We start from the raw sequence: 18,214 nt of genomic DNA, 5'->3' as shown, positions 1-18,214 counted from the left end.
AGTGCAGCTTTCGATCGTAAACGAGTCCACTCGTATTAGCCCCCACGAACGGGGGTTTTTGTACGGCGATGGTTTTTTTACGACAGTACGCGTAGCCAACCATAAATTAGTTTTTTGGGACGATCATAAAGCTCGCATTCAAATGAGTGCGCAGCAGCTTCTATTTAAGGATATTGATCTTTCTTTAGTGGAGTCGTCGTTAAAATCGTTACCTAAAAATGCCATTGTTAAAATTGTTTTTAGTCGTGGTGTTGGAGAGCGAGGATACGCTATTCCACAAAACTCAGAGACGGGCTGTTGGATTTTTATTTCACCGTGTCGCCTCGATATTACCGCGGAACCGATCACATTATCCGTTGGATTTTGCCAAACACCAATATCGGTTAATACTAAGTTGTGTGGAGTCAAACATCTGAATCGTCTCGATCAGGTTTTGGCGCGCAGTGAGATTTTGGCAAAGGGTTTTGATGACGGTTTGTTGTCGGATAATTTTGGATCAATTATTTGCGCTACTCAGGCTAATATTTTTATTCGAGAAGATAACGTTGTATCAACACCCAAACTCTCGTCATCCGGTGTTGCAGGTGTGATGAGAAAAAATATCATGCGCTGGTTGGCAGAAGAGGGTATCGATGTTCAAGAGACGGAACTGTCTAAAGCTCAATGTACAACGGCTGACGAAGTCTTTTTAACGAATTGTGTGAAAGGAATCATGGCAGTTTCTATGCTGGACGAGCACACTGTCAAACAAATGGACTGTGCAAGTCGAATGCACCGTCGTTTCTTCAATCTATTGAATGGTAGCTTATGATAAAGGTTCGATCACTGATAGGATTACTGGCGTTGTTGTTACTTATGACCGTCAGTTGGTTGTATTTCTCCTATCAGACATTTTTAGAAAAAACGATTCAAATCGATCAAGCGATTGAGTTTGATGTCAAAGATGGTGTGGGTTCATTGGCTGTGGCTAATCAGTTAAGGAGTTTAGGGTATTTTGATGGTCGACTTTGGATGCGAGCCTATCTATGGCTCAATAAAGATCATCACAAAATAAAAGCGGGTCGTTATCAACTCACACCCGACATGACCTTGGAGCAAGTGTTTCATACCTTTACGGATGGCGAGCAAGTTGAGTATCAAATCACTTTGGTTGAAGGGTTAACCTTTAAGCAAGTTCACGAATTAATCACAGCAAGCCAAAAGCTCAAAACAGTGACAGCGGATAAATCACAAGAAGAACTTTTATCACTGATGGGAGCCGAGTATCGCCATCCTGAAGGATTACTGTTCGCCGATACCTACTCATTTCATTATGGTTATACTGACGCCGAGTTACTTAAACGAGCCCACCTGTCGTTAATGGAAGTGCTGAACGAAGAATGGGAAACGCGTGCCGAAAACTTACCTTATCAATCGCCTTACGAAGCATTGATTATGGCGTCAATTATTGAGAAAGAAACCGCAGTTCCGTCGGAGCGCGACCGTATTGCCGGTGTGTTTATTCGCCGATTGGCGAAAAGAATGCGTCTGCAGACGGATCCAACGGTTATTTATGGCATTGGTGAAAGTTACGATGGTGATATTAAACGTATCCATTTAAAAACCGATACCCCTTACAATACTTACACTCGTCACGGATTACCTCCGACTCCCATTGCTATTGTCGGGCGCGAAGCCATTCATGCTGCGCTCAATCCTGCTGATGGAACCGAACTATATTTTGTCGCGAAAGGGGATGGCAGCCATCACTTTAGTGATACACTAGAAGAACACAATAAAGCCGTTCGAAAATACATTCTCGGAAAGTAATGCAACCTCAATTTATTACCATTGAAGGCGGAGAGGGCGTTGGTAAAACCACCAATCTGCAATTGATAGAATCTCTTCTAAAACAAAATCGTATCGATTTTATCGTTACTCGCGAACCTGGCGGAACGCCGTTTGCTGAAGAAATTCGGGAATTGTTGTTGAATAAACGTCAGGAAGCTGTCGATCCTGTCGCTGAGTTGCTATTAGTCTTTGCGGCTAGAAAACAACACGTCGAACAAACGATCAAACCGGCATTGGCATCGGGTCAATGGGTGGTTTGTGATCGCTTTACCGACGCCACGTTTGCCTATCAAGGTGGTGGAAGAGAGCTGGGTTTCGAGTTGATCGAACAAATAAATCAATTGGCGCTTGCTGGATTTAAGCCGAATAAAACTCTGTTACTTGATGTCGATCCCGACATTGGAATGCAACGAGCCGCGAAACGGAGTGAATTGGATCGATTTGAAAGTGAGCAAATGGCATTCTTTGAACGAGTTCGAGCAGCTTATCGACAACGAGCTTCGGATGATGCTGAGCGCTTTATGGTGGTTGATGCGGGCCAAGACTTGGTGAATGTACAAACAGACATCACAACTGTCTTTCAAGAATACATCGATGGAGTGACTCATGATTAATGCTATTGATTCGAGAGAGCAATTGTTTCCCTGGCATCAAGCGGCATTAGATAAACTCAATTTAGCGAAGCGCCAACAGCGGTTGCCTCATGGGTTATTATTGACTGCGCCAAAAGGCTGGGGCGTTGAACATTTTGTTCAGTATTGGAGTCAGTCAGTTTTGTGTTCGGCGGGCGATGAACAACCGTGTGGACAGTGTAAGTCGTGTCATTTGTTTTCCTCTTCATCGCATCCTGATTTTTATTGGATTGAAAAAGCTGAAGATAAAAAACAGATATCCATTGAGCAAATTAGAACTTTAATTAATGATTTGCATGAGACTCCGAATCTCTCTGGGTGGCGAGTGGCGGTTGTTTTTGAAGCAGAAAAGCTCACCATGAACGGTTACAACGCTTTACTGAAAACACTTGAAGAACCGGGCAAAAATACTCAACTTATTTTGGTGGCGCGTCAGCGCAGTACAATTCCGGCAACCATTATCAGTCGTTGCCAGCATCTAACCATTGCTGCTCAAAATCAAACACAAATCGCCGAATGGTTGGCGGAGCAATGCTCTTCCTATTCAGACAGTGAGCGAGAACTGGCTTTATTAATGACACATGGCGCGCCATTAATGGCAAAAACATGGCTTGAGCAGTCGCATCAAACGCTTTTTGAATCGGTTGCTGATCAGCTACTGTCTTTATTTGAAGGTAAACTAAGTCCGCTGTCGATTGCTGAGCAAAAAGATGTTGAGCCGGAAATTCTGCTAACCTGGTGGGAACTATTAACGGTTTATATGCTTAAATCAGGCAAAATCTCGAATTCGTCCGCAAATTCGCTACTTTTACGCGCTGATAAACTTGCGAAAAATGCCGATGAACGGCTATTATTTAACTTCAGAGATAATATCTTATTTCAACTCAAGGAGTTGCGTGAAGGTGTTGCTTTGAACCTTTCAATGCAACTTGACTCGCTGGCGAATCAGTGGCGTCGCTGTCGCGTTCATTGAGAACCGGCACTGAACTGAGGAAATTCACTGGATGTCTACACAACCTAAAGCTGCACCCCGTCACGGCATTTTATCGTTAACGATAAAAGACAAAGCTGTGTTGTACGCCGCTTATATGCCATTTGTAAAAAATGGTGGGTTGTTTATTCCAACACATAAGCAATATAAGTTGGGTGATGAAGTGTTTATGCTGTTGTCACTCATGGAAGAAAAAGAAAAAATACCGGTAGCGGGTAAAATCATCTGGATCACCCCAAAAGGCGCACAAGGTAACAAAGCTGCAGGCATTGGAGTTCAATTTTCTAATCAAGATAACGGTCAGGCGAGAACGAAAATCGAAACCTATCTGGCTGGAGCGTTGAATTCTGAACGCTCAACTCATACCATGTAATCATTTTTCAAAACCTTAGCGTTCAACTCAGGTTAAATCAATAACTACTCTTTATTCAGGATATTCGTATGTTGGTTGATTCTCATTGTCACCTTGATGGCATTGATCTTTCGTCTTATGACAATCAGTTAAGTAAAGCACTCGATTATGCGGAGTCGGTCGGCGTTAAGCATTTTTTAAGCATTGCGACCAATCAAGAAAATTTTACAAAAGTAAAACGGATTGCAGAATCGGACAGTCGGGTTCATTGCACCGTCGGTGTGCATCCTTTGGCTAACGACTTATCGATTGATGGTTTGCACGATTTTTTAGTAGCACACGCGCAACATTCAAAAGTGGTTGGTATTGGTGAAACGGGCTTGGATGGACATTACGCCAAAGATACTCTGGATGCTCAGTTAAAATCTTTTGAAGTTCATTACGAGGCTGCAAAATCGTGTGGCTTACCTTTGATTATACATACTCGTGACGCCAAATCTGCCACTCTCGATTTGATCGGTCGAGAGGAGCGAGACCGGCCTGGCGTTCTGCATTGCTTTACCGAAGATTGGGACATGGCGAAGCAGGCCATCGATCTCGGTTATTACATTTCAATTTCAGGCATTGTTACATTCAAACAAGCTGGAAATGTTCGCGACGTGGCGAAAAAAGTGCCCGCTGATCGATTGCTTGTAGAAACTGACTCGCCGTATTTGGCGCCAGTGCCACATCGCGGAAAAAAGTGTCAACCGGCCTACACCCGTAATACCGCTGAATTTCTTGCCGATTTACGTGGCGAATCGATTGAAGCCTTGGCGGAAAATACCACCAACAATTTTTATACCTTGTTTGAAAAAGCGGGTGCATAATCTGACATGATACGGTTTGCGCTGACCTGTGAGGATCGATTGGGTGTCACTCAGGAAGTGCTTTCCGTATTAGTTAGGCACGCAGTCAATCTCCGAGGAATCGAGCTGGAAAGTGGTTGTTTGTATTTAAAACTCTTGTCGGAGTCCAAGCTTGAAATCGATATTTTGCGTCAACATTTTTTAGCCATTCCTGGAATTCATGATGTTGAACAAATTGATTTTTTACCTGGCGAGCGAGAACATCAGGAGTTCGCAACCTTGCTTGCCTGTTTTCCCGAGGCGGTTGCAACATTAACGTCGTCGGGAAAATTGCTTGCTGCCAGCGCAGCCTTTTATCAGTTTTTCAATTTACCAAAGAATACCTCATCAATTACCGATAATTTGCTCACCACTGAACAGCTAAGCGAACTCTTTACCGAGTTGAGTGAACATGGTAATTACAAACAAAGTCGCGTGTTGGGTGATAAACCGCTGCTGATTGAAGCTTTTCCTGTCCTTTACGATGAGTCGCCCGAAGAGTATCGAGTAGCCGTGGTTGTTTTTAAAGAGCCCTCGGAAGTCGCAGCTCAATTAGAACGCTGGCAACGAACCAAAGATAAAACCTTTGAGCAAATTGTTGCAGTGAGTTCTTTGTCGAAGCAATTTGTGACGAATGCTCAGCGCGTCGCAACGTCAGATGCCCCTTTATTGATTACTGGTGAAACGGGTACCGGGAAAGAATTGATTGCTCGAGCCACTCATCGAGCACGTACGCCCAACAAACCTTTTTTGGCATTGAATTGCGCTTCTTTACCAGACAGTGTTGCCGAGCAAGAATTGTTCGGTCATGGCAGTGATGCGTTTGATGGTGCCTCAAAAAGTGGCCGTCCCGGATTGCTCGAGCTCGCTGATGGTGGCACTTTGTATTTTGATGAGATTGGGGAGATGTCGCCGTACTTACAAGTCAAATTGTTGCGCTTTCTAGAAGAAGGGGCGTTCCGTCGAGTTGGGACGGACGAAGAGGTTCGGGTAAAAGTGAAAATAATTGCATCGACCCAGCGTGATCTCTCGACATTAATTGAGCAAAAGCTGTTTCGCGAAGATTTGTATTATCGACTGAATGTCTTGAATCTGGAAATTCCGCCGCTGAGAAAGCGTAAAGACGATATTTTACCCTTGGCAGATTATTTTATTACCACAGCTTGCCAACGTATTGGCAAGCCAGTCGCCACCTTGTCGCAACGGGCTGCCATTGCTTTGTCGCGTTATAACTGGCCGGGCAATGTCAGAGAACTGGAAAACATAATCTTTCGGGCGGTGTCATTGGCGACGACTGATATTTTATCAACGCGGCAATTGAATATGCCGATGCTAAGAGTGATGGCGAATGATATTGATTTATCCGATAACGACTTGACGCATAAACAACTGGTGTCGGCTTTTGAACGTCAATTGTTCGAATACTTGTATCCATCATTTCCGAGTAGTCGAAAGCTCGCAGGACGATTGGGCTTATCTCATACCGCAGTAGCGAAAAAGCTCAAAAAATATCATCTCGAATAGTGAAAAGGTAAAGCGATTTAACTTGAGTGTAAACAAAAGTTTACAGGTCGTATCGACGATAAGTCGCTTGTTTTCCGGCATTTTTTATCACCCTGTCTTACTGTACACTAAAGTTTACACTTTGCGTATTGGTCATCTGGTTTGATGTCATAAGATATTGATATCACTGTTATTTACTCTCACCTTGGGCGCGTTATAATATGCCTATCTAATCCCACCCAATGGGCAGCGGGCGTTAGAGACAGGCGCTTACAGCTCCATTTTATGTTTAATATTGAGGTATTTGGTAATGGAAAAAGACACAAACATTAATCCGCTAGGCACCGACGGTTTCGAATTCGTAGAGTATTCAGCGCCGGATGCGGAAGGCATTCAGAAATTGCGCGATTTATTTGAACTGCTTGGCTTTACTCCTATCGCCAAACACAAAACCAAAGACGTTACTTTGTACCGACAAGGTGATGTTAATTTCTTAGTGAATGCGGACCAGGGTACTTATTTTCATGAGTTTTCAAAAGCGCATGGTCCCTGTGCCTGTGCGATGGCATTTCGGGTCAAAGATGCAGATGCTGCACTTGAATATGCAAAAGCGAACGGCGCCAAAGAATTTGATAAAGCGAATTGGGGCGACAATGAGAAAAAAGTTCCTGCAGTTTACGGTATAGGCGACTCCGTACTTTATTTCGTTGATGAGTACGGCGAAAAGTCAGTTTACGATCACGATTTTGAATACTTTGACGGTGTCGATAAAACACCATCGGGTGTTGGTTTGTACGAATTAGATCATCTTACGCACAACGTTATGCGTGGCAATATGGATAAGTGGGCTGGTTTTTATGAGAACATCGGAAACTTCCGTGAGATTCGTTATTTCGATATCGAAGGAAAGCTTACCGGATTAGTCAGTCGAGCGATGACGGCGCCATGCGGTAAAATTCGTATACCAATCAATGAGTCTTCCGATGATAAATCGCAAATCGAAGAATACCTCAATGAATATAAAGGCGAAGGTATCCAGCACATTGCGTTAACTACCGACGATATTTACCAAACCGTTCGTGACTTAAGAAAATTAGGCATGGACTTCATGCCAACGCCAGATACTTACTACGAGAAAATCAATACTCGTGTTGAAGGCCATGAAGAGAATGTCGACGATTTGAAAGAGTTGCGCATTCTTATCGACGGTGCACCGGTGGAGGGTGACGGAATCTTATTGCAAATTTTTACTAAAACGGTCATTGGCCCAATCTTTTTTGAGATTATTCAGCGAAAAGGCAATCAGGGTTTCGGTGAAGGCAACTTTAAGGCATTATTTGAGTCCATCGAAGAAGATCAAATTCGTCGCGGTGTGATCTCTGCTGACTAATATTAACGATTTTTATCTGGAGTGACTCAATGAGAAAGTGGATATCCTTTCCTCACAAAGAGGGAAAAGTTTCACGACAAGCGCACGCCGACTTTCCTGAAGAAGCAATCTATGAAAGAGAAGCCGGGCGTAGTGGCTTTTTTGGTCCTGCGGCGCATTTTCATCACAAAAAGCCGCCAACCAGTTGGGATAGCTGGGAAGGGCCATTGCGACCGCGCGCGTTTAATTTAAATGAACTTGAAATCAATGTTCATTCGCCGTTTGCATCGCCCATCGTGTTACACAATCGATTTTGTAAATATCGATTTTGGCGTTGTGAACATAAAATGGATTTTCTAGTTCGAAATGCTGACGGTGACGATTTGTTGTTTATTCACGAAGGTGAAGGCGAGTTATTTTGTGATTATGGTCACCTCACTTTACGTGACGGAGATTATGTCGTTATTCCCCGCAGTACCATGTGGCGATTAGAACCCAAGTCACCCATGAGCGTGTTAATCATTGAAGCGACCAACGATTCTTATCAATTACCTGAAAAGGGTTTGGTCGGTCCGCATGCGATATTTGATCCGGCAATGTTGGATGTACCAAAAATTGATGATGAATTTAAAGCACAACAAACCGAAGGCAAATGGTGTGTTGAAATTAAGCGCAATGATGAAATTTCGAAAGTGCATTATTCATACAGTCCGCTTGATGCGATCGGTTGGCACGGTGACTTATCCGTTGTTCGTATTAATTGGCGCGATATTCGTCCGTTAATGTCACATCGATATCATTTACCGCCGTCTGCACACACAACGTTTGTGGCGAGTCGTTTTGTGATTTGTACGTTTGTACCGCGCCCCATTGAGTCGGATCCCGGTGCACTTAAAGTTCCTTTTTATCACAACAATGATGATTTCGACGAAGTCATTTTTTACCACGCGGGAGACTTCTTCAGCCGCGATAACATTGATGCAGGAATGGTGACTTTCCATCCGTGTGGTTTTACGCACGGACCTCATCCTAAAGCATTTGAAGCGGGGCGGAAACACGCCAAGAAAGAGACGGATGAAGTTGCTGTAATGTTAGATACGCGTGATCCTCTAGAAGTTGGTGCGCCAGCGTATGCGGTAGAAGATGAAAACTACTCTCTCAGTTGGAAAGTAAAATAAGGGTTTATTAATGAAGTTCGCAACGTTAAAAAATAATACACGCGACGGTCAATTGGTTGTCGTGAGCAGAGATTTAAAGAAAGCCGTTTCTATTCCAGACATTGCGCCAACTATGCAAGCTTTGTTGGACGACTGGAAAACTTTAGCTCCTAAGGCTGAAGATGTTTACCAGAAATTAAACGAAGGTCAGGTTGATGGTGCTTTCGATTTTGACGAAACTCAATGCGAGTCGCCATTACCTCGCGCTTATCAGTGGGCTGACGGAAGCGCTTATGTGAATCATGTTGAGTTGGTGAGAAAAGCTCGTGGCGCAGAAATGCCAGAAAGTTTCTGGACTGATCCATTAATGTATCAAGGTGGAAGCGATGCTTTTATTGGGCCGCGTGACGACATTGAAATGGCTTCTGAAGAATATGGCATTGATATGGAGTCGGAAGTGGCGGTTGTTGTTGACGATGTGCCAATGGACGCAACTAAAGATGAAGCACGCGATGCGATACGTTTATTTATGTTAGTGAACGACGTTTCTTTGCGTAACTTAATTCCTGGCGAACTTGCTAAAGGCTTTGGTTTTTTTCAAAGTAAACCTTCTAGCGCGTTTTCTCCGGTTGCTATTACGCCCGATGAGCTTGGTGATGCATGGGACGGTGATAAAGTAAAACTTCCTTTAGTAACACACTTAAATGATGAGTTATTTGGCCGTCCTGATTGTGGCGTTGATATGACTTTCGATTTCCCAACCATTGTTGCTCATGCAGCAAAAACTCGTCCTTTAGGAGCGGGTGCTATTATTGGTTCAGGTACGATTTCAAATTATGATCGCAGCGCTGGATCCAGCTGCTTGGCTGAGAAACGAATGCTCGAAACCATTGCCGATGGCAAACCTTCGACTTCTTTTATGAAGTTTGGTGACAAAGTTCGAATTGAAATGTTTGATAAAGAAAATAATAATATCTTTGGAACAATCGAGCAGACGGTAAAAAAATACGAGCGATAATTCGTTTGAGTTGTCTTATTCGTAAACACTGAAGCCCGACTTGTTCGGGCTTTTTAATGAATTTCAAACGATAAGTGGTCAAGGCTCATGATTAAATTATTTGGATATTGGCGTTCAACTGCGGCGTATCGAGTAAGAATTGCGCTTAATATAAAGCAAGTGTCTTACAACGGTTTGTCCGTTCATCTGGTAAAAGACGGAGGTCAGCAAAACACTCCCGATTATATGGCGTTAAATCCACAAGCTTTGGTTCCGTTGTTGGTCGACAATGATTTTAAAATTAATCAATCGATGGCCATTATTGAATATTTAGAAGAAAAGTACCCTCGGCCTCAATTGTTGCCGACTGATTTTGAATCTCGAGCAAAAGTACGCGCGATTTGCCAAATGATCGCTTGTGACGTTCATCCTCTGAACAATTTAAGAGTGCTGCAATACCTAAAAGGCACCCTCAAAATTTCTGATGAGCAAAAGAACGACTGGTACAGTCATTGGATAACCAAGGGCTTTACCGCGATCGAATCACTATTGTCAGATTATGGTGAGAAAGGTCCTTTTGCCTTTGGACGACACTTAACGATGGCGGATATTTTTCTCGTGTCCCAAGTGTACAACGCGAATCGATTTGAAGTCGATTTGAGCGCTTTTTCGCGGATTTGTTCAATTAACGAACATTGCATGTCGTTAAGCGCATTTCAAGACGCTGCACCCGAGAATCAACCCGATGCGGTGCGATAAAAATTTCTGAACTTCGGCCCGAAACACTTGTCCTAACTGCGAACTGGTATATACTGGGCCTCCCCGAATTTTGGGGTTTAAAGACGACAGAATTTAGCGACAGGTAGTTGAATGCAAAAGTTAAAAACGATCAGTTTCAGTGTTTTCCTTTCACTAGGTACATCAACTCTCGCTGCACAAAATTTACCCGCCGGTTATGAGGTAACTGACCTAGGCGCATTGGATACAGTGAGCAGCGTGACCCCAACGTCCTTTGGTTATGACATAAATAATAGCGGACAAGCCGTGGGCATTTCGGAAGGGCGACATACTGTTGAGAATCAGTCGGAAAACGGCGTTATCGTAATCGAAGATATCAATGTTGCTCAACCGGTAGATTTCAACGATCTGACACGCGAAATTATGCCTTACGATCGAGAGTTCGGCTTTGGTAGTACAGCGACAGGAATGATCGGAACATCAATTAACGAAGCTGGATTAATTTCTGGTTTTGGTGTGACTTCTGAAGAAGTGTTTCGCTTTAACAATGAAGCAGAGAATGAAGACGACCCTGTCAATTGTGTGCAAGCTGAAGAGCCTTCTTTGGCGACGCGACGTCTTGGGTTTTATTTTGATGCCGCAAATACCTTGACCATTATTCCTAACTATACGCGTCCAGGTTTACCTCTGGATGAGGCTGAAGTCGAATTTACTTCCAGTCGTGTACTGGATTCAAACGAAGATTTTCTTGTCGGTTATGCAAGTCGAGTTACCGAAAAAGACGATTGTAACAATACGAGCGAATTATCCGAGCGTGGTTTTATTTACGACTTGAATACCGAATCAGTGACTTTGCTGCCCACGCTTATTGACGCAGAGGATGAAGATTTTACTGAATCTGAGTCTTACATTAACCGCATTAATGCTAATGGTGATTTTGTGGGACGCGCGATGGCGAGAAATGACAATGACTCTCTCGTCTTCAAAGGCATTATGGGACATGTGAGTGCAACGGAAATTACAGAAGTTCCAGCCTTAGAAGGCGCCACTTTCGTTCAGTTGTACGGCATTAATGAAACGGCGACGACTGTTGTTGGCGCGTCGAATATTCGTTCGGATCTTCGAGCATCGTACGGTTATTATGTTGATGTAGAAACCGGTACGACAACGACCTTGGGCTTTCTCAAAGATAGTTTAAAGTTTTCACAAGCGTTTGATATTAACACCGATAATTTGATCATTGGTATTTCGCAAATAACCAGCTCTCCCAGCACTTTTGCACCATTTATTTATGATATGGATGCCGCTGAGCCAATAATGACAGATTTAAACACATTAATAGATTGTGATTCTGGTTGGATTTTAGGAGATGTCAGAGCGATTAACGACAGCGGTGTGATTGTGGGTTCCGGAACCTTCATCGATGCTGATGGCGAGCCAAGTGTTCGTGCGTTTAAATTGACACCTCGTGCTGATGCGGCTGATCGATCTTGTGAAGAAGAGGAAGAGAGCGATGACAGTAGCGGTTCTTTTGGTTGGGGTCTTCTTGTCTTAGGTTTTGCTTTAGGGCGCAGACGCTTTAGAAAAGCATAAAGCGAATTTCATCGAACAATAAAAAAGAAGGCGACCTAAGGTCGCCTTTTTTATTAATCGTCTTGGTTGTGAGCGATTAAGATAAAATGTCTGCGATGCAATGCATGCCCATTTTTTGGTAAAAAGTATGTTCATTGCGGACCAACAGAGAAGCGTCGTTTAGATCTTGGGTATTGAATTCGCCTTTTGTTTCTTGTGATTTAAAAGCAATAACGTTGCTTTTGGATTTCGATTCAGATTTGGAATGGCGCTGCATTGGAGGTCTCCTGTATTTGCTGAGGCAATGATACAGGAAGTTGTATAGTCAAAATGAGATAATCGTCACGGGGTTGGTTATTTATTCAACACTCTTTAAGGTCTTCTTCAAAAAGTAGTCGTGCAGCCGCCGTTAATTTCTCTTTAATATGGCTGTCGTATTTCCAGTCTTCTGGATAAGAGCCAATGGTGACCACATGCTCTAGTGTCACTGGATGCTCAACCTTTGATTTTGTTTGAAGCGGAGTTTCAACATCAAAAATATTGGAGGGCGTTTCGCTGTCCATGCCAATACACAGGTTTCCCTTGTCATTTGTATACCAAAGCATCTTGACCTCACTTTGTTGAACAGGTTTAAAATTAAACAAGTCTTTTGATTCTAATGCGATATGAAATTCAAACTGTGACCACCCTCACATTTAATATGTGAATAAAACCAGCTAGAAGGCCAATTGGGTCATATTTTGAGATAAATTAAAAACTATCTCGTTGTTGAAATACGGTAGATTGTGATTTAGCAAAACGACATAGTTGGCGTTTTGTTGGAGAAAGAATCGAAAGGAAATAGGCAAGCCCAGGTGAGTTAGTCACTGGACTTGCTGTAATGTGAGTTGCTTACATGTTTGGATAATTCGGACCGCCAGCACCCTCTGGACAAACCCAGGTGATATTTTGCTTGGGATCTTTAATATCGCAAGTTTTACAGTGGACGCAATTCTGAGCATTGATTTGTAAACGCGGATTACTCCCATCATCATCGCGAATTATTTCGTAGACACCTGCGGGGCAATAACGTTGTGCAGGTTCATCGTAAACAGCCAGATTGTGATCGACAGGAATGGATTCATCTTTTAACTTCAAATGACACGGTTGATCTTCTTCATGGTTGGTATTTGAAATAAAGACCGAAGACAACTTATCAAATGACAATTTGCCATCGGGTTTTGGATAATCAATTTTTTTACAGTCTGCAGCCGGCTTAAGTTTGTCATGGTCTGCCACCGGATCACTCAATGTCCAAGGCAATTTACCATTGAATATATTTAAATCGATAAAGGCATAAGCCGATCCAATAAAGTTACCCCATTTGTGTTGTGCTGGACCAAAGTTTCGTTGCTGATGCAACTCTTTGTACGCCCAAGAAGCCTGGTAAGCTGTTTCATATTCTGGCAAATCAGTATTGGCCTTATCGGCTTTTACCGCCTCAGCAACTACTTCAGCAGCAATCATTCCCGATTTCATCGCCGTGTGACTGCCTTTAATCTTTGCAAAATTCAATGTACCGGCATCATCGCCAATTAATAAACCGCCAGGAAAATGCATTTTGGGTTGTGATTGAATGCCGCCTTTAACCAAAGCTCGAGCACCGTAAGAGACACGTTCTCCGCCTTCAAGATAACGTTTTATTTCTGGGTGATGTTTGTAGCGTTGAAATTCGTCAAACGGGCTAACGTGAGGATTGGAGTAGGAGAGGTCAGTGACTAATCCCACAACCACTTGGTTATCTTCAATGTGATACAAAAAGCCACCACCGGCGCTACCACTTTCAGATAAAGGCCAGCCGGCGCTGTGAACGACTAAGCCCTGTTTGTGTTGATCTGCGGGAATTGTCCATAGTTCTTTAATACCAATACCGTAATGCTGAGGTTCTTTACCTTTACTCAATTCAAACTTGTTGATTAATTCTTTACCGAGATGTCCACGACACCCTTCGGCAAACAAGGTGTATTTGGCGTGCAATTCCATGCCGCGCATAAAGCCGTCTTTCTGGCTTCCGTCCTCGGCTATTCCCATGTCACCGGTTGCGATGCCTTTAACACTGCCATCGTCGTTGTACAAAATTTCTGATGCGGCAAAGCCGGGAAATATTTCAACGCCTAAAGCTTCGGCTTGTTCTCCTAACCAGCGGCAAAGATTGCCAAGACTAATGATGTAGTTGCCATGATTGTGCATGGTTTTTGGCGCGAAAAAGTTGGGTATTTTTTGTGCTTTTGATGACGACTTCATTAAGAAAATATCATCGCCTGTCACTTCCGTTTTTAACGGCGCGCCTTTTTCTTTCCAGTCGGGAATTAGCTCATTTAATGCGTTGGGCTCGAATACCGCACCGGATAAAATATGTGCACCGACTTCGGATCCTTTTTCAACCACAACAATGGATATTGGATTGTCTGATTCTTGGCTAATTTGTGCCAAACGTATCGCAGCTGAAAGCCCAGCTGGGCCTGCACCAACAATAACTACATCGAACTCCATAGATTCACGTTCTGTCATTTACCAATATCCTCCCACTTTGTGGTATTTGTTCTTGATCTTTATATGTATTTAGCGGCAAAACGGTTGATCTTTAGCTTAGATCCCGTCAGAATCTTGCCTTGATTTTTTCTCATTGCAGTGCAATAACGCTTATCTTCGTTATTATAAACAACTCAGTACAGGACAATCCATGAAAATTCTGGTAGCCGTAAAACGCGTCATTGATTACAACGTAAAAGTTCGCGTCAAAGCCGACAACAGCGGCGTTGAAACCGCTAATGTAAAAATGTCAATGAATCCATTTTGTGAAATCGCTGTCGAAGAAGCCGTTCGCTTGAAAGAAAAAGGGGCTGCTTCTGAAATCGTAGTTGTTTCCATTGGACCACAACAAGCGCAAGAAACATTGCGTACCGCTTTAGCTCTGGGTGCTGACCGTGCCATTCTTGTTAAAACCGATGAAGAAGTTCAACCGTTAGCGGTTTCAAAAATATTAAAAGAAATCGTGGCAAAAGAATCGCCAGAAATGGTGATTATGGGTAAACAATCGATTGACGGTGACAACAATCAAACTGGACAAATGTTAGGCGCTTTACTTGATTGGCCACAAGGCACCTTCGCTTCAGAAGTGAAAGTTGAAGAGGGTAAAGTTAACGTCACTCGTGAAATTGACGGTGGATTAGAAACGGTTGCTCTTGAATTACCAGCGATTGTAACAACGGATCTTCGACTCAACGAACCTCGTTTTGCTTCATTACCTAATATTATGAAAGCAAAGAAAAAGCCGCTTGAAGAAATGGCGCCAGCTGATTTGGGTGTTGACATTGCGCCTCGCGTAAAAACTTTGAAAGTAGAACCACCTGCGGAACGACAAGCAGGTATCAAAGTTGAATCCGTAGAAGAATTAGTCGAAAAACTTAAGAACGAAGCGAAGGTGATTTAAATGACAACTCTAGTAATTGCAGAACATAACAATTCAGAGCTATTAGCCTCGACATTGAGCACCATCGCTGCAGCTAAAGAATTAGGCAACGGTGTTCATGTATTGGTTGCCGGCAAAGGAGCTGGTTCCGTTGCAGAAGCGGCGGCAAAAGTTGAGAGCGTAGAAAAAGTTTTACACGTTGAAGATGCCGCTCTTGAGCATTTATTAGCAGAAACATTAGGTAATTTGGTAGCAAAAGTTGCGGAAGGCTATTCGCATATTCTTGCACCAGCAACAACGTTCGGTAAAAACTTTATGCCACGTGTTGCAGCAAAGCTTGATGTGCAAATGATTTCTGACATCATTGGTGTTGAGTCAGCCGATACATTTAAACGTCCTGTGTTTGCCGGCAACGCTATTGCAACGGTTCAATCAGAAGATTCTGTAAAACTAATTACTGTTCGTTCAACCGCTTTTGATGCTGTTGCAGCAGAAGGTGGAAGCGCAGAAACAACAACCATCGAGTTAGGTGATGCGGCTTCGACTAAATCATCATTTGTGGGTCAGGAACTAACCGAGTCCGAACGCCCCGAATTGACTGCGGCAAGCGTTATCATTTCTGGTGGTCGTGGAATGCAGAGCGGGGATAACTTCCATATGTTGGAAGAGATTGCTGATAAGTTAGGTGCAGCCGTTGGTGCATCACGTGCAGCGGTTGATGCCGGCTTCGTTCCAAATGATTACCAAGTTGGTCAAACGGGTAAAATTGTTGCACCAGAACTTTACATTGCTGTTGGTATCTCTGGAGCAATCCAGCATTTAGCAGGAATGAAAGACAGTAAAGTTATCGTTGCAATTAATAAAGACGAAGAAGCGCCAATTTTCCAAGTGGCAGATTACGGATTGGTTGCGGATTTGTTTAAAGTTCTTCCAGAGTTAAAAGAAGCACTTTAATTTATAATCGGTTCAACGCTTTGAAAAAGCCGCTCAATAGAGCGGCTTTTTTGTGGTTTCATTCAAGCGAGCGAATTACCAAATGTTGATGAACATTTGGAGTCAACCATTGAAACTCTGTTCATTGTCGAGAGTTTAGTTTCTGTAACTTGCCGTTAGTTTTTTGTTAATCAATAAACAAATCTGGATATAAATCTTTTTCTGGATTAACCGCGTAATGCTCAAACTCTTTAGTACCCCGTTCCCGAAGTATCGACTCATCTAATAATAATTGACCGGTTAATTCATTATTTTGTGTCGTTAAAACTTCATAAGCGGCGTCGGCCATAATTTCTGGTTTTCGGCAATGTTGTAGTGCGGACTGATCCGCCACTGCGAACTCAATGGCTGCCGTGGCAATCATCGTTTCAGGCCACAGTGAATTAACCGCAATTTTATCGTTTCGTAATTCTTCCGCCAGTCCAAGGGTGAGCATCGACATACCATATTTTGACAAAGTATAAGGTGAGTAATCTTTAAGCCATTTAATATCCAGATTTAATGGCGGCGATAAGTTCAATATATGAGCGTGTTTTGACTTTCTTAAATAGGGGATGGCGTAATGCGCCATACAGTAAACAGCACGATGATTTACCGTTTGCATTAAGTCGTATCGTTTTGGGCTGGTACTCTCAACACTAGTTAAACTAATGGCTCCGGCGTTATTAATAATGGCATCGATGCCGCCAAACGTTTCGGCAGTCGTTTTCATTAACTTTTTAACTTGCAACTCTTTACGTACATCCAATTGATAAGCAAGAGCTTTACCGCCTGCTTGCTCGACTTCTTCCGCGACACTGTGAATCGAACCTCCCAGTTTGGGATGCGGCTCCGATGACTTTGCTGCAATAACCACATTGGCACCATCTTTCGCAAAACGAAGGGCTAACGCTCGCCCAATGCCGCGACTTGCACCAGTGATAACGATTGTTTTATTCGACAAAGACATCATGCTTCCTTTGGCAATACTATTGGGTTTGACGTTGTCAGCCTACGTATTAGTAGTGTGGTGGCGGTGGCTCTTGTTCGGGTGAAACCACCGCATGATCTTGTTGCAAGCTGACCAGTTGCGATTGCATCTTACGCATGTGTTCCATCAATTGATCAATCGATTTCTGTTGCGCCAAGACGGTTTCGTTGAGGATTTCTATCGTGTCCTCTTGAAACGTGAGTTTGCATTCCAGATCAGTGACTTTTTCTTCGAGATTCATAAATAACCTACAACATCGATTCGATTGTTTGTGCAATTTTTTCTGGTTTATCTTTGGGTGCAAAGCGTTTTATGACTTTGCCATTTTGATCCACCAAAAATTTGGTAAAGTTCCATTTGATGGATTCACTACCAAAGATGCCAGGCGCTTCTGATTTTAAATGTTTGAATAACGGGTGTGCATTGTCGCCATTCACCTCGAGTTTTTGGAACAGAGGAAAAGATACTGAAAACCGAGTTGCACAAAAGTTAGCAATGGTTTCGTCATCGCCTGGCTCTTGTTTTCCAAATTGATTACATGGAAAGCCTAACACCGAAAAACCCTTATCTTTGTATTGCTGTTGAAGTTTTTCTAAACCTTCGTATTGATAAGTGAATCCGCATTCGCTGGCGGTATTAACGATAAGGAGTACTTTGTCTTTATAGTCTTCCATTGGGACGGATTGGCCATCAATGCTATTGACGGAAATGGAATAAATTGACTCTGCCATATTAGGTTGCTCCTGGTTGTTTGTGTATTTTGTCATCGAGC

General features: G+C 43.0%; 20 protein-coding genes. 14 read left to right on the top strand and 6 right to left on the bottom strand.

What is annotated here, in order from left to right:
* Position 1: 1 nt before the first annotated feature.
* From pabC to FAX86_RS15075, 12 genes are all read left to right on the top strand, one after another.
* The gene (pabC, locus tag FAX86_RS15130; protein WP_144394305.1) at positions 2 to 811 is read left to right on the top strand and encodes an aminodeoxychorismate lyase; all 810 of its coding nucleotides are present in this window, start codon (positions 2 to 4) and stop codon (positions 809 to 811) included.
* A complete protein-coding gene (gene mltG / locus FAX86_RS15125) occupies positions 808 to 1,809 on the top strand; it encodes an endolytic transglycosylase MltG (RefSeq protein ID WP_144394304.1) in 1,002 nt (333 codons plus the stop codon). Before pabC ends, mltG begins: the two co-directional genes overlap by 4 nt.
* Positions 1,809 to 2,444 carry a dTMP kinase gene (gene tmk, locus FAX86_RS15120; protein WP_144394303.1) on the top strand — a complete coding sequence of 212 codons (636 nt, stop codon included), beginning with the start codon at positions 1,809 to 1,811 and terminating at the stop codon, positions 2,442 to 2,444. Before mltG ends, tmk begins: the two co-directional genes overlap by 1 nt.
* Positions 2,437 to 3,435: a DNA polymerase III subunit delta' gene (gene holB / locus FAX86_RS15115; RefSeq protein ID WP_144394302.1), complete on the top strand. Its 999-nt coding sequence runs from the start codon at positions 2,437 to 2,439 to the stop codon at positions 3,433 to 3,435. The genes tmk and holB overlap by 8 nt, the downstream gene beginning before the upstream one ends.
* A gap of 31 nt (positions 3,436 to 3,466) precedes the next feature.
* Entirely contained in the window at positions 3,467 to 3,826 is a 360-nt protein-coding gene (locus tag FAX86_RS15110; RefSeq protein WP_144394301.1) for a PilZ domain-containing protein, read from the top strand.
* Between the two features lie 68 nt (positions 3,827 to 3,894).
* Positions 3,895 to 4,674: a TatD family hydrolase gene (locus tag FAX86_RS15105; protein WP_144394300.1), complete on the top strand. Its 780-nt coding sequence runs from the start codon at positions 3,895 to 3,897 to the stop codon at positions 4,672 to 4,674.
* Positions 4,675 to 4,680: 6 nt separating this feature from the next.
* Positions 4,681 to 6,216, top strand: a complete 1,536-nt coding sequence (locus FAX86_RS15100) for a sigma 54-interacting transcriptional regulator (protein ID WP_144394299.1) — start codon at positions 4,681 to 4,683, stop codon at positions 6,214 to 6,216.
* A gap of 289 nt (positions 6,217 to 6,505) precedes the next feature.
* Entirely contained in the window at positions 6,506 to 7,585 is a 1,080-nt protein-coding gene (gene hppD, locus FAX86_RS15095; RefSeq protein WP_144394298.1) for a 4-hydroxyphenylpyruvate dioxygenase, read from the top strand.
* 29 nt (positions 7,586 to 7,614) lie between these two features.
* Positions 7,615 to 8,742, top strand: a complete 1,128-nt coding sequence (locus FAX86_RS15090) for a homogentisate 1,2-dioxygenase (RefSeq protein WP_144394297.1) — start codon at positions 7,615 to 7,617, stop codon at positions 8,740 to 8,742.
* A gap of 10 nt (positions 8,743 to 8,752) precedes the next feature.
* On the top strand, positions 8,753 to 9,739 hold the full coding sequence (locus tag FAX86_RS15085; protein ID WP_144394296.1) for a fumarylacetoacetate hydrolase family protein: 987 nt from the start codon (positions 8,753 to 8,755) through the stop codon (positions 9,737 to 9,739).
* 87 nt (positions 9,740 to 9,826) lie between these two features.
* Positions 9,827 to 10,477 (top strand): maleylacetoacetate isomerase, encoded by a 651-nt coding sequence (maiA, locus tag FAX86_RS15080; protein ID WP_205859221.1) that lies wholly within the window; start codon positions 9,827 to 9,829, stop codon positions 10,475 to 10,477.
* A 111-nt stretch (positions 10,478 to 10,588) separates the two neighbouring features.
* Entirely contained in the window at positions 10,589 to 12,049 is a 1,461-nt protein-coding gene (locus FAX86_RS15075; protein WP_144394295.1) for a DUF3466 family protein, read from the top strand.
* Between the two features lie 76 nt (positions 12,050 to 12,125).
* On the opposite strand, the gene FAX86_RS15070 is transcribed toward FAX86_RS15075, so the two are convergent.
* The 3 genes from FAX86_RS15070 to FAX86_RS15060 form a co-directional block, all read right to left on the bottom strand.
* Complete coding sequence (locus FAX86_RS15070) at positions 12,126 to 12,305, bottom strand: hypothetical protein (RefSeq protein WP_144394294.1); 180 nt, start codon at positions 12,303 to 12,305, stop codon at positions 12,126 to 12,128.
* Positions 12,306 to 12,390: 85 nt separating this feature from the next.
* Positions 12,391 to 12,633, bottom strand: a complete 243-nt coding sequence (locus FAX86_RS15065; protein ID WP_144394293.1) for a hypothetical protein — start codon at positions 12,631 to 12,633, stop codon at positions 12,391 to 12,393.
* Positions 12,634 to 12,919: 286 nt separating this feature from the next.
* A complete protein-coding gene (locus tag FAX86_RS15060; protein ID WP_144394292.1) occupies positions 12,920 to 14,578 on the bottom strand; it encodes an electron transfer flavoprotein-ubiquinone oxidoreductase in 1,659 nt (552 codons plus the stop codon).
* A 172-nt stretch (positions 14,579 to 14,750) separates the two neighbouring features.
* Here FAX86_RS15060 and FAX86_RS15055 point away from each other — a divergent pair, with 172 nt between their 5' ends.
* Entirely contained in the window at positions 14,751 to 15,500 is a 750-nt protein-coding gene (locus FAX86_RS15055; protein WP_144394291.1) for an electron transfer flavoprotein subunit beta/FixA family protein, read from the top strand.
* On the top strand, positions 15,501 to 16,433 hold the full coding sequence (locus tag FAX86_RS15050) for an electron transfer flavoprotein subunit alpha/FixB family protein (protein WP_144394290.1): 933 nt from the start codon (positions 15,501 to 15,503) through the stop codon (positions 16,431 to 16,433).
* Between the two features lie 166 nt (positions 16,434 to 16,599).
* On the opposite strand, the gene FAX86_RS15045 is transcribed toward FAX86_RS15050, so the two are convergent.
* From FAX86_RS15045 to FAX86_RS15035, 3 genes are read right to left on the bottom strand one after another with little or no spacing between them, the layout of a single operon-like run.
* Complete coding sequence (locus FAX86_RS15045) at positions 16,600 to 17,421, bottom strand: SDR family oxidoreductase (RefSeq protein WP_246128618.1); 822 nt, start codon at positions 17,419 to 17,421, stop codon at positions 16,600 to 16,602.
* Between the two features lie 49 nt (positions 17,422 to 17,470).
* Entirely contained in the window at positions 17,471 to 17,683 is a 213-nt protein-coding gene (locus FAX86_RS15040; protein ID WP_144394288.1) for a SlyX family protein, read from the bottom strand.
* 7 nt (positions 17,684 to 17,690) lie between these two features.
* Positions 17,691 to 18,173 (bottom strand): glutathione peroxidase, encoded by a 483-nt coding sequence (locus FAX86_RS15035; protein WP_144394287.1) that lies wholly within the window; start codon positions 18,171 to 18,173, stop codon positions 17,691 to 17,693.
* Positions 18,174 to 18,214 lie beyond the last annotated feature (41 nt).

Source organism: Pleionea sediminis, from assembly GCF_007570825.1.
Classification (GTDB): Bacteria; Pseudomonadota; Gammaproteobacteria; order Enterobacterales; family Kangiellaceae; genus Pleionea; species Pleionea sediminis.
This window is presented reverse-complemented; position numbering and strand designations above follow the sequence as displayed.